This window comes from Negadavirga shengliensis (genome assembly GCF_042652345.1).
In the GTDB taxonomy this organism is placed as follows: domain Bacteria; phylum Bacteroidota; class Bacteroidia; order Cytophagales; family Cyclobacteriaceae; genus Negadavirga; species Negadavirga shengliensis.
In genome coordinates, this window is record NZ_JBHSJJ010000002.1 from 401,128 (window position 1) to 414,475 (window position 13,348).

The following is a 13,348-nucleotide window of genomic DNA, read 5'->3' on the forward strand; positions in this document are numbered from 1 at the left end:
GGGGTACGTCGCAAACGGGGAAACCTCCCCTCCTAATGTTCGAATGTGGTGTGTGCAAGCCACATGATCTCATAAGGTTTCAAATAGATTTTTGCCTTGCCATTATCCTCAATTAATTTCACCCTTTCGTCCTTTAATAGGTTATACCACTTTTGTTTCTTCGGATCTTGCTTGGAGAAGCCGGGCAATTCATCCGTTGAAACCGATGCCGGTTTATCCGCGGGGTTTAGGATCACCGTCACCATCTGATCACCTGCTATTCTCTGAAAAGCCACTATTTCAGGGTTGCCTTTAAATTCAAGCGGAACCAAAGTGCCCCCTTGAAATGCAGGGTATTCCTTTCTTTTGGATATTAATTGCTGGTAATAGGCAAAAACACCCACACTGTCCTGGGACCGGATGGAAGAACCCTGATCAAATATGGGCACGGATCGATAAGGATGGGGCAATGCCCCGATTTCCTGCCCCTGGTAGAGCATGGGGATGCCGGGAATAGAAAAAACAAGGGCCGCGGCTGTTTTGCTCCGCTCCAGATCATGGTGAACCGGGAACCTTGGAAGGTCATTGTTTTCGGTAAAACGGAGTATTCGGTTCGCATGGTCAAGATCAGAGAACAAGGAGGCCTTCAGTATTGCCGCTCTTTTTCCTGCATCCGGGTGATTGAAAGCTGTTTTGCTCTCAGATGCATTGTATTCGTACTCCCAGCTCCATTGGGATACCCAAAGCGTGTCATTGGTCCAATCATAAGCCGCGTCAAATCCGTATTGATAGACCTCCGGTTCCCGGCCTTTGGCTTCGGCCAACATGAATATATCAGGTTTGATGCTTTTCAGCTCGTTTCTCAGCCTGAGGCCAAATTCAGGTTTTCTTGCCATCACCCCCCAGATAGCATCGAAGCGATAACCGTCTATACCGAATTCCTCCACCCAGTATTTACAGGCTTCCAACATCCACCTTTGGACTTCTTCATTGTCATAGTTGAGATTGACAAGGTCTTTCCAGAAATAATTGATAAAGCCATATTCATCCGCATTGTAATGCGATGAGTATTTTGCGCCGTCGAAAGTGGTGTGATAAAAATCGTTGTAATGGGAAAGCGGCCCATGGGCAATCCTGCTCTTTGCATAGGGATGATGGATACTGCTGTGGTTTAAAACAAGGTCAAACAATACCCTCAGGCCCAGTTCATTTGCTTTTTGGATGAGATTTCGCAGTTCTGCTTCATCGCCGTGCGCAGGGTTCAATTTGAAATAATTGACAATATCATAGCCTTGCCCCTTTCTATGGCTTTGGAAAATCGGCTGGAGGTAAAGGGTATTGATTCCCAGTGCCGCAATATCCGGTAGTTTTTTGGTGATGGCATTCAATCCGCCGGACGCAGAGAAGTTATAAGGGCTTAACTGGTAAAGAATGGCCGAATCCATCCAGGGATGACGGGGGTTGTCCGGTCCAAAAACCGTATATTCTTTACCGGTTTTTCTGAACATGGCCTTGTAGGTTTTTGTATCGTGCAGGGAATGGCTTTTTAGGTTTATCCAATAATCCCCGTCCTTTTCCGGTTTTTTAAAAATCACGCCGAGATCCTCAGTTCCAATAATTTCCAATGTTTCCGGATTGCCGGTCGCTGATAGCCATTCCAGGTCAATGGTTTCTGAGAGTGGGTTTTCCAGTTCAATTGCCTGAATGTGGATATGGTCTTTTCCCATCCTGATAACAGGCTTGTATACGGGTACCGGTTTGTAGGCCAGTGTAAGAAAAAGCGTGTCAGAAGCCATTCCCATATCTTTTTCATTGTAAGCCACAACAAAGGTATTATGGATTTCTTTCAGTTTAACATGTACTTCGAATTCTCCATTTTCAACCTCAACAGGCTGGGATCTGCTATTGTGAAACAGCCAAAGATTCCCTTCCTTCATTCCATGTGCTTTTCCTTTTATCTTCTGGTCAACAGACCAAACGACTGCGTCCTTTTTCAGCCAAACTATCTCTGAAACGATAGCGTCATTTTGTTGAAATAAGAAAAGTGTGAGGATTAATTGTATGTTGAAAATCATGGTGTTATCAATAATTAAATGATTTGATTATATTCGGTTGATTGATTACTAATATGCGTTGGGGGACCGTTACTGCATATAATTTTTTTATTCCGATAGGATTTTGTCAGGGTTTTTGCTTGGTTCCCCGCAAAAACACCCGCCAAAATCCTGTGAGATCCGCACATAGAGTCCGGGGACTGCCATCCCCCGGTACAGTATTTTCATCCCCTTCGCGGATTCTGCTACCGTTTAAATATTCAATAACCAGCACCGGGTTCAGGTTACTAAGTTACGATGCTGACCACTTTCCCGGTATCCGCACTTTTCAACGCGGCATAACATAGTTGCAAACTTTTCAGGTTGCTTTCTGCACCGTTACCGGGTTCCCTGTTTTCTTCTATGGCACAGAGCAGCTCTCCCATGGTTCCCTGAAACCCATTCTCGAACCATGATCCTTCCAAGGGCACTTTCACCTCCCCCGTTTCCGTATAAATCTCCATCATCGGCTGCTTGTTCAGGCCGGGGCCTCTGCTTCGAAGTGTACCTTTCGTACCTACTATGGAGGTGACATCTTCTTCCCCCAAAGTGGTATGGGCATTAAAAGCCATCCGGACCTGGGCTTGTTCATAATTGATGATGCAGGAGGCGAGGGCGGGAGGAAGGTATAATTGCTCATCAAACCTGACCGCTGAAGCATATACGTCTTTGACCTGTTGCCCCTCCATAAAGCTGGAAGCAATGTCAAACCAATGGATGGCAAAATCATACAGTACCATATGGTGGATCTTTTCAAAACCCGCCAATCCTTTTATCCAGGTCTGATCCCACTGAAGGGAAAAGTCCACTGAAACCGGCCTTCCGATCAAACCGCTTTTGATGGCTTCACGCATATAGCTGAAATGGGGCGCCCATCTGCCATTTTGGTTGATGGCCAGTTTCACCCCGTTTTTCCTGGCCAATTTTATCAGTTCCATCCCTTCTTGTATATCCAGCACAAACGGCTTCTGACTGAGCACATGTTTTTTGGCATGTAAAGCCTCCCTTAAAACAGGAAGTCTGTCCTGAGGATGTGGCGTGATATCCACCACTTCAATGTCATCCCTTTCGAATATCTTTCTATAGTCTTCGTAAACCTGGGCATCGGGGTAATATTTATCGCGCATGGCCTTGGCCTTTTCAGCAGTGTGATCTGCAAATGCAACCACATTCAAACCGATGGCTTTATAATTTTTGAGGTGAAAATCGCTGATTCCCCCGGTTCCTATCAAGCCTATCTTGGGCCAATAATTTTTGGGAATCCGGGGCAAATAATCGATTCTGGGAGGAGATATTTGTTTACTTGTCTTCTCAGCGCTGAGCCCATATCCATCATTTTCATTTTCCATGTTTCCTTGATTTTATGGACAGATTATCCTCTTAAGCCGACTTGTTGCATCAGATTGTTGGTAGCGTGGTAAGCTTCTTTCACCCATTCCACTATTTTGTCCGGATCAGGTGAATATTCCAGTTCCAAAGAAACGGATCCTTCAAAATCCAGGTCTTTGATGGCCTGTAGGTAAGGAGCAAACTTGACCACCCCTCTCCCCGGAGGAAGGTCCCCATGGACCATGCCATCACAGTCGCTGATATGAACGTGGGTGGCCTTTCCTTTGAGCAGGCTCAATTCCGAAGGCGAAGCATCCGCCAGGACAAGATGGCTGATATCTATGTTGGCTTTGATATTGGACAGTCCGCAATCACCTATAAATCCGGCCATTTTGGGGATTGAATTAAGCAGGCTGAGCCTGAAAGGTTCCAACTCCAAAGCGATTTCAATACCAGATTCACCAGCATACTGACCTATTTCCCGCACGTGTTCCACCGCCCATTCCCATTGCGCTGCAGGCGGTATGACTTCTCTCTGCCACACATACTCGCCTAAGACCAACAGGACATTTTTGGCGCGGAATTCCTTGGCCAGATCCACAAATTTTTTAACCCTTTCTACATGAAAATGTCTTACTGGGTCATTAAAATCCACAAGTCCGAAAGCCACCACCACTACCGATGTGATCGGAAGACCATGGCTTTGGCAGGTGTTTTTGATGAGCGCAATCTCTGTTTGATCTATTGTCAATGCTTCCGGGAAAATATCCACCGTATCGAAGCCTATTCTGGCAATATGTTCCAGCCCTGTTTTGGTGTTTACGCCGGCCTGGGCGAAGGCGCTGTTGATGATTCCGAGTTTCATATACTGGTTATTTTAGCGTTTTATGGGGAAAATTATTGTCCAAGACTCCTGGCACTTTTATCCTCTTTGAGGTTGGCGAACTTCACCTGTTCATCCAGATCGGTATTTTTGGCCACTTCCAAAATCCTCCTGTCCTCCACCTTGTTCAGCTTGGTATAGGAGGGATGGTGGGATTCTTTGAAGGGGTTGTTGGTGGCTTTGTTGTAACAGCAGATCATGGACCACCTGGAATTTTCGGATTTGTTTTCATCGGAAGCATGTAATAGATTGGAATGAAAGAAAAGCGCATCTCCCGGGTCCATTTCACAGTAAATTTTTTCCCTGACCTTTAGCACTTCATTGACCCTTTCCATGTCGGCTCCAGCCTGATCCCCGCTCAAGATATGGTTTACTCTTCCCATTTTATGGGAACCGTCTATGACCTGCAAACAGCCGTTTTCCCTGGTAGCCTTGTCCACAGCAATCATGACACTGCATAGGTCGGGGAAGAGCAACCCGTTTTGGTACCAATAGCCATAATCCTGATGCCAGGCCCAGGCGCCACCCACTTTGGCATCTTTAAGCACCATTTTGGAATGATAGTGATAAACTTCTCCCCCCAATAAATCCTCTACACGGTCTACAAGTTTTTTGCACCTGGCAAACATGCCATAAATCCCTTCCCCGGGGTGGTTCCAAAGGGAAAGACGCACGGCGTTCCCCTTGCCATCATCCATCGCGGTGGCAGCCTGGGCCATTTGATGGTCGTTACGGGCTTTGTCACTTAGGTGATTGATCTCCTCTTCGGAAAACAATTTCCGGATAATGACATAGCCGTGTTCCTCAAAATGGGCTTTTTCATCTTTGGTTATTTTCATCGCCTTTTGGGTTTATATTAGTGTATCGATTGAATTGTTGATTAAAGTTTAATCGGGCAAGGCAAAAGCCACATAGGCATCCCCACCATGGGCACCCAGTTTGGTCCCTCCGCAGGCAATGACGACATACTGTTTTCCATCAACTTCATAAGTACTTGGAGTAGCAAAACCCGCGGCCGGCAGCTCTGTTTCCCACAAAAGTTCTCCGTTTCTTTTATCATATGCCCTGAATTTTTTGTCCTTTGTCCCTGCAATGAACAGAAGCCCGCTTTTGGTGACCACCGGGCCTCCATAACTTTCCGCACCGGTAACGGGAACTCCTTTTTCAGCGAGTTCAGGATATTCCCCAAATGGAACGGTCCATAAATATTCTCCTGTATTGAGGTCGATGGCGTTCAATGTCCCCCAGGGTGGACTGATTCCCGGAAGCCCTTTCGAGTCAAGGAACTTCCCAAATAAATTGATCTGATAAGAAAGGGAAAGATCTGCCTGACTGTTGTTTCCCAATCCCGGTTCTTTTATTTCCTTAAATCCATTGTCCTCACCGTATAAAAATGCCAGCAGAGAATGGATATCACTATCCTCCAGTTGGGTAAAGGCGGGCATCATTCCCTTTCCATTGCTGATAATGGCCCGGGCCTGGGATTTTGAAAGTTTTCCCTTCAGCGAATCCAGTGAAGGATAGCCACTTTCAGGACTCCCCTTTAGTGTGGCACCATGACAAGGTGTACAGTTGAGCGCATAAATTCTTTGTCCCTGTCCAAGTTTCTGCAATTCCTCTTGGGTAGCAGAGGGACCGAGTCCAATTCTCCAGGCCATTTCACTGCTGTTGACATACATGATGCCATCGGGGTCAGTGGCAGCACCACCCCATTCAGCACCGCCATCCAAACCAGGAAAAACCAAAGTCCCGCCCCTGCTCAACGGAGTAAAGGGCCCTTCCCTTCTGCTTTTTTTCAATATTTCCAAAAGTTCATCCCGGTTTTCTGCAAAAGGACTTATATCACTTTCTGTGATCATTTGCCTCGCGTACGGAGCAGGTTTGGTCGGAAAGGGCTGGGTTGGCCAGGATTGTTCTCCTGGAATATCGGATTGGGGAACGGGTTTTTCCTCAATGGGGAAAAGCGGTTCCCCTGTTTCTCTGTTAAAAACAAAGATAAAGCCCTGTTTGGTCACCTGTGCTACCGCATCTACTTTTTGGCCCTGATGGGTAACTGTCAACAAATTCGGCGGGGCTGGGGGATCTCTGTCCAGGATGTCATGGTGGACCATTTGAAAATGCCAGATTCTTTCGCCAGTAGCTGCGTCAAGAGCAAGCAGGGTATTGGCAAAAAGGTTACTGCCTACCCGGTCCGCGCCGTAAAAATCATAAGCTGCTGAGCCGGTAGGTACATACACGATCCCCCGTTCTCTGTCTATAGCCATGCCTGCCCAGTTATTGGCAGCGCCTACTTTGGTATTATGGTGGGCATGCTTCGGCCAGGTATCGTGACCATACTCCCCTGGATCAGGGATGGTTTTGAAAACCCAAGCCAGCTTGCCGGTACGGATATTAAAGGCTTGAATGTGGCCTAAAGCTGCATCAGCACCTTCAGATACCCTGAGCGGCATGATGATCAGGTCGTTGTAGACTGTTCCGGGCGTATTGGAAATGACCATTTTGTCTTTGGCGGTTGGACCCAAACCCGACTTTAGGCTGATTCTTCCATTTTCCCCAAAATCTTCGACAAGTTCTCCGTTTTCGGCTTTTAAGGCAATCAACCACTCACCATGCGTATAGAGAATTCTTTGGTCAGGCCCGTCCTCCCAATAGACCAGTCCCCGGCTGGTGCTGAACTGGTCAGATCCGTTGGCTGCTTTCCTCCAGATTTCTTTTCCCGAAGCTGCTTCAATGGCAAAAGGTTGGGTGGTTGCCGTCATACCATACAGAACGCCATGGACAATGATAGGATTACACTGGATTTGTCCGGTGTCTCCCGTATGGTAGGTCCAGGCAACTTCCAGTTCTTTTACGTTGTCTTTGGTGATATGGTCCAGAACGGAATAATGGTTTCTTTCAGGTCCTCCGAGATATTCCTTCCATTCCCGGTCAGGTTCCGAAATTGGCATCTTGTCCCCACAGGCAACAAAGAATGCCATTATGATGTAAGTTATTGTGAATGTGCCTAATGGCTTCATGTTCATCATATAATTATTTTGATATGACCAGGTTTATTGGGACGGTTGATGCATCATCAGTTCGTTGATCAACCTCTCCACTTCATTGACGGGCATTTTTTCTTTTAAATGAAAATGACTGCCGTTTTGGTAATTCCAACGGTTGTAGCCGTTTTTCTGAAGCATGATCTGTCCCTTTACCAGCTCATAATAAGGTTCAGGGCCTCTCACCGCCACCAACACCGCTGTTTGGTCCCAGCTCATTCTGCCATCCCTGTCACCTTCAGCCATGGGAATGGCTATCCGGTACACGTCTTTTATAGGGCTGTTCTGAATGGAAGTATCATTGACCAGGGGGATGCCTGTTTTGATTTTTTCCCCGATTTCGAACCCGCTGTATAGGATGGTTCCTGGCCAGTTTTCAATAGCAAAGACGGCTGCTTCCGCGTCTTCTTCAATATTAAACTCCATCCCTTCCGGAAACTTCCCCGCCATGGAGACCAGATGCTTCACCTTTTTTGCAATCAGGTCCTTACCATTCAAAGGAGAAAATTCATCCGGCCCTGATTTTAACAGGGAAGCAAGGTTGGACAGAAAACCTACCGTCACCACCACAACACTTTCATCAGGTTGCGCTGCCAGAATCGTCCGGTAAAGCCTGACCGCATCAAACGCTTCGTCATTGGCTTTTATGGTGTGGGGATAGGTTGCCCTTAAGGAATCAGACCAATGCTGCCAGTCCCGCATATTCAATGCATAGGAACCGGCCACGCCTATGGGAATGTCGGGCCGATTAAAATACCGGTTGATGATATCCAAGACACTGGCCACTCCCTCGTACCTCGTACTGGCGACCGTGGCCAAAATATTGGCCTCCCCCTTATCGGCCAGCGCATGCAAGACAGCCAAAGCCCCTACGTCATCATAATCCGGCCCCATGTCCGTATCAAAAATGATATTGACAGGTCCGGCCTGTTGGGCATGGTTTTTATAGATTAATCCTACAGAAAGTAAAAGAAATGGTATAAGCAGTCTCATCGGTTGTTCTTTCGTTTAAAGGTTTCTTTTTTTCAATTCACTGACGGCATGATCTACCGCCCTTGCCGTCAAAGCCATATAGGTAAGGGAGGGATTTTGACAGGCGCTGGAGGTCATGCAGGAACCGTCCGTCACAAACACATTGGGGGCAGCCCACACTTGGTTGAAAGCATTCAATACAGAGGTTTTGGGGTCCCGGCCCATCCTGGCTGTGCCCATTTCATGAATGCCCAATCCCGGAGGTTTTTGGGTGTCGCTGGCGTAAATGTTTATAAAACCGGCATTTTCCAGCATCTCTCTCCCCGTTCGGAGAATATCCTTCAGCATCTGCAATTCATTTTCTTTGAATTCGCAGTCAATTTCCAGCTGTGGGAGACCAAAAGGATCCTTTTTATCACTGGACAGCGTCACTTTGTTTTCAGCATAAGGCAGGCATTCTCCCATGCCGGTCATCCATAGATCCCACACATCAGGCCGGCTCCTGGCTGCTTTAAGGGGAGCTCCCAACAATTGCTCGCTGTAATCGCCCATTCTCCTGGACCCTCCTGCGGCAAAGGCATACCCTCTTATAAAATCCGGTATGCTGTCATCACCTATATTTCTGAAACGCGGTATGTAGACACCGGTGGGTCTTCTCCCAAAAGTAGTCTTGTCCTGAAAACCCTCGTGTTCTCCCCCCAAGCTAGCCCGGTAATTGTGGTCCATCAGGTAATGGCCCAACGCGCCGCTATCATTTCCAAATCCGTTTGGAAAACGGCCGGAAACGGAGTTAAGCATCAGTGCTGTGGAGTTCAGGGTACCGGCATTGACGAATATGATTTTAGCATAAAATTCCTCCGTACTTTTTCCGCTGGCATCCAATAGGCTCACGCCGGTGGCTTTACCCTTTTCCTCATCATAGAGAATGGACGCTACTGTGGCGTTGGGTCGTAAGACCATGTTCCCTGTTTTGGCGGCTGCCGGCAATGTAGCGGTATTGCTGGAAAAGTAACCGGCAAAAGGGCATCCTCTGGCACATTTGTCACGGTACATGCAAGGCCCCCGGCCCTCGAGCTGCTCCGTCAGATTGGCGGTCCGGGATATGATCAGTTTTCTGTCGGACCACCTGTTTTCAATGGACTTTTTAAAATGCTTTTCCAGACAGTTCATTTCCATAGGTGCTTGAAATTCCCCATCCGGGAGATGGGCAATCCCGTCTTTATTGCCGCTGATGCCCACAAACCTTTCAACATAGGAATACCATGGGGCAATATCCTTATAGCGGATAGGCCAGTCAATGGCTATTCCATCCCTGATATTCGCCTCAAAATCCAGATCACTCCACCTTTGGGTCCATCTGCCCCAGACCAGTGATTTACCTCCCACCTGATAACCCCTGATCCAATTGAAAGGCTTTTTTTGGACGTACGGCTGTTCTGCGTCTTTGACGAAAAAATGCTGAGTGCTTTCATCCACCGCGTAACAAGAAGCCATGACGGGATTGTCTTGCAAAAAATCCAGTGTTAATCTTCCCCTGTGAGGCAATTCCCAGGGGGCTTTCAGGGCGGTGGGATAATCTTTCAGATGTTCTACATTCCTTCCCCTTTCCAAAACAAGCGTTTTAAGCCCTTTTTCACATAACTCTTTGGCTGCCCAGCCGCCTGATATTCCCGAACCAATGACAATGGCATCATACGTCCGGTCCTTTTTTGCCTGGATATTGATATTGCTCATGATGTTTTTGGTGAATAGATTGTATGAGGGTTTACCATCCGAAAACCTCCCTGACAAATTCCCTGCTCTTTTTAAAATCCTCCCGGATGGGATGGTCCGGTTTTTCCTCATAGGCCAATTCAATGGCAACATCCCCTTCAAAGCCTATTTTTTTGAGTGCTTTGGCGATTCCTTCGAAATCCGTTACCCCCTGACCCAAATGATGGGTCCACTTGCCGTCATCTGATTGATCCCTGAGATGTAAAAAACCGATGTTTTCCCTGTGCTCAAGGATAAATTCCACAGGGTCAATGCCTGCCCTCATCAGCCAGTTGATATCCGGACCAAGACTGATTTTGGGTACCCTTTTGATGGTACCCCGAAAATCATGCTGGTCATTTTCCATTTCAAAGGTGTGGTTATGGAGGTTGGGGGAAACGCCATGATCATGGCAAAGCGCAATGATTTCACGGAGCATAACCGCCTGGTCATCGAGTTCACGCTCTGTTTTAAGTCTCCTGGCATCCCCTACGGTAATACCCAGCCGTGTACCTCCCACTTCTCCGAGCCTGCTGATGACAAGCTCCGCGTCTTTTTTTATTTTAGCATGTAAATCCCTGTTCCACATATCGGCATAATAAGATGCACCGATAACCGGTATATGATATTGGTCAACCAATCTCCGAAGCAAGGGAACAATGGATGGATTCCTCAAATTGGCATCCATAATCTCAATACCTTCTATACCTGCATATACAAAGTCCTGGAATATTTCCTCTATTATGGGAGTGCTGTCCCAATCCGGTGGAAACTGGCTGGCGTACACCCACAAATGACCATATACCTCAGGCTTTGCCGCCGATGGTTTTAAACTTTTTCCAGTGAAGGGCAGAAGAAAGGGACTCAGAGAAATTAAGCCCGATTTCTTAAGAAAGCCCCTTCTTGATATACAGCAAAAATCCTTCATTATTCCATGTTTTCGGGTAAGGCAAAAGCCACATAAGCGTCGCCTGACTGTGTTCCTAATTTTCCTCCCCCACAAGCGATCACCACGTATTGTTTTCCATCAATTTGATAAGCGGCGGGAGTGGCAAACCCGGAAGCAGGCAGGTCTGTTTCCCAGAGCAAATCACCGGTAAGTTTATTGAACGCCCGGAATTTGCTGTCTTTGGTAGCTGCAATGAACAGCACGCCACCGGCAGTCACCACCGGTCCCCCATAATTTTCTGTCCCTGTGATTTCAGCACCCAACGCTTTCATTTTCCCGTCCTCCCCCAAAACCGTCTTCCATACATGTTCGCCAGTATTCAAATCAATGGCCGTTAAGGTGCCCCAAGGGGGAGCAATGGCCGGATAGCCTTCCTTGCTGATAAATTTATTGTAACCGGAAATGTTGTACGGCAGCTTCCTGAATTCTTCGATTTTGGAGGTCTCTTTGAAAAACGGTTGTGTTCCTAATTCCTCATGATTAAGGATATAAGCAGCAAGGGCCTCCTTTTCCACATTGTCCAAGTGCTGAAAAGCAGGCATCATCCTCCGCCCTGTATTCACCAGTTCCACCAGGCTTTCTTTTTCATATCTATTTTCTATTCCGATTAAGGAAGGGTTGGCCTCCGTACCGGATCTGTCTGAGGCATGGCAGGTCATGCAATGCTGCATATACAACCTTCTTCCTGCTTGCAGATGGTTTTCGTCTTCAGGAACACTGTGGTCGGCATCCCACATCTGCATTATCCAAGGCATTTCGTTGGCATTTACATACAGATAATTGGTCGTGGGATCCACCGCCGGACCGCCCCATTCAGCTCCGCCGTCAAAGCCGGGGAAAATGATCGTACCTTGTCTGGATTGCGGGGTAAACATCCTGCCGGTTTTATAGCCTGCCAACCTGGCTTTCACCTCTTCAAAAGAATCTTCAGGCAAATAGGGGTTGATGTCTTTTTCTGTAAATGTCTGCCTGACAAAAGGCGCCGGCAGCTGGGGAATGGGCTGTGTGGGCCAAAGTTTTTCTCCCTCAAGGTCTGTCTCAGTGTCCATGGGCATTTCTTCGATGGGGAATAACGACTCACCTGTCTCCCTGTCAAAAACGTATACAAAACCAGTCTTGGAAGTTTGGGCGACCGCGTCCACATTTTTTCCGTCCCGTTCTACAGTCACCAAAACGGGATATGAGGAAGGATCATAATCCCAAGTATCATGGTGGATGTACTGGAAGTGCCATTTGAGTTCCCCGGTGGCGGCATCCAGTGCCAACAAGCAGTTGGTATATAAATTGGATCCGGTCCTTTTGCCTCCATAAAAATCCATCGCCGCAGATCCGGTTGGTGCGAAAGCTATGCCCCTTTCATGATCAATGATCATCCCCATCCAGTTGTTGCCTCCACCTGTCATGGTAAGGGCTTCCTGATCTTCCCATGTCTCAGAACCAGGCTCCCCTGGGTTGGGAATGGTATGGAAGATCCATTTTTGCTCTCCGGTCCTGACGTCATACGCCCGGATATGTCCCGGCGCCGCATCCATGGATTCAGAAACCCGGGTACCGGTCAACAGCAGGTCTTTATAAACGGAAGGGGCGGAAGTAGCTGTCACAAACAAGTCACTGACGTCTCTTCCAAGCCCATCGTGCAAGTCGATTCTGCCCTTGTCGCCAAACTCAGCGATCAATTTTCCAGTCTTTGCATCCACCGCGTTCATATAATGGCCGGTGGCATAAAATATCCGTTCGTCACCTTTTCCGTCTGACCAATAGGCCACCCCCCGGTTATTGTTGAGGTTGAAATGGCCCGCTTTGTCTCCTTCAATTTCCTGGTAAGGGGTATAAACCCACTTTTCCTGACCCGTGGCAGCGTCCAATGCCAGAAGCCTCAATTGGGGCGATGTTCCATATAATACCCCATTGACGACAATGGGATTGCATTGGATCTGGGATTTGGCCTCATAATCCGCATCTCCGGTATGATAAATCCAGGCCACTTCCAGTTTATCCACGTTATCCACCGTAATCTGATCCAAAGAGGAATATTTATTGCCTGTTGGATTACCTCCCACCATCGTCCAGCTGTCAAAGTTGGCAGAAGGGTTTTGTTTACAGGAAAAGCTAAAAATCAATATTAAAATAATCGGTGTTATTCTTTCAAAAGGCAAAACCAGAATAGTTTTCATGTGTTTATAATTTGTTTTTAGCGGTCATAACTTGCCCCGTACCGTAGGTCGGGATAGCCTGTCCCGAAGTTCGGGAGAATCTCGCATGTTGGATAATCATCCCTCTGTGTGTCGCTTGCTCCATGCTCGATTTCATAAAGGTTGTTTTGAAATGTGATACAAGGATATATGGCTTC

At 47.3% G+C, this 13,348-nt stretch carries 9 protein-coding genes; all 9 read right to left on the reverse strand.

Features of this window, described 5'->3' with window-relative positions; all coding sequences use genetic code 11:
• Positions 1–32: 32 nt before the first annotated feature.
• Positions 33–2,054, reverse strand: coding sequence for an alpha-amylase family glycosyl hydrolase (locus ACFPFU_RS04600; RefSeq protein WP_377061980.1), 2,022 nt, complete (start codon positions 2,052–2,054; stop codon positions 33–35).
• A 266-nt stretch (positions 2,055–2,320) separates the two neighbouring features.
• The gene (locus ACFPFU_RS04605) at positions 2,321–3,421 is read right to left on the reverse strand and encodes a Gfo/Idh/MocA family protein (protein ID WP_377061981.1); all 1,101 of its coding nucleotides are present in this window, start codon (positions 3,419–3,421) and stop codon (positions 2,321–2,323) included.
• A 23-nt stretch (positions 3,422–3,444) separates the two neighbouring features.
• Entirely contained in the window at positions 3,445–4,266 is an 822-nt protein-coding gene (locus ACFPFU_RS04610) for a sugar phosphate isomerase/epimerase family protein (RefSeq protein WP_377061982.1), read from the reverse strand.
• Positions 4,267–4,298: 32 nt separating this feature from the next.
• Positions 4,299–5,123, reverse strand: a complete 825-nt coding sequence (locus tag ACFPFU_RS04615) for a phytanoyl-CoA dioxygenase family protein (protein ID WP_377061983.1) — start codon at positions 5,121–5,123, stop codon at positions 4,299–4,301.
• Between the two features lie 48 nt (positions 5,124–5,171).
• Positions 5,172–7,262 carry an outer membrane protein assembly factor BamB family protein gene (locus ACFPFU_RS04620; RefSeq protein ID WP_377061985.1) on the reverse strand — a complete coding sequence of 697 codons (2,091 nt, stop codon included), beginning with the start codon at positions 7,260–7,262 and terminating at the stop codon, positions 5,172–5,174.
• 72 nt (positions 7,263–7,334) lie between these two features.
• A complete protein-coding gene (locus ACFPFU_RS04625) occupies positions 7,335–8,318 on the reverse strand; it encodes a nucleoside hydrolase (protein WP_377061986.1) in 984 nt (327 codons plus the stop codon).
• A 15-nt stretch (positions 8,319–8,333) separates the two neighbouring features.
• Complete coding sequence (locus ACFPFU_RS04630; protein WP_377061988.1) at positions 8,334–10,031, reverse strand: GMC oxidoreductase; 1,698 nt, start codon at positions 10,029–10,031, stop codon at positions 8,334–8,336.
• Between the two features lie 31 nt (positions 10,032–10,062).
• Entirely contained in the window at positions 10,063–10,977 is a 915-nt protein-coding gene (locus ACFPFU_RS04635; protein WP_377061990.1) for a sugar phosphate isomerase/epimerase family protein, read from the reverse strand.
• A complete protein-coding gene (locus ACFPFU_RS04640) occupies positions 10,977–13,172 on the reverse strand; it encodes an outer membrane protein assembly factor BamB family protein (protein WP_377061992.1) in 2,196 nt (731 codons plus the stop codon). Before ACFPFU_RS04640 ends, ACFPFU_RS04635 begins: the two co-directional genes overlap by 1 nt.
• Positions 13,173–13,348 lie beyond the last annotated feature (176 nt).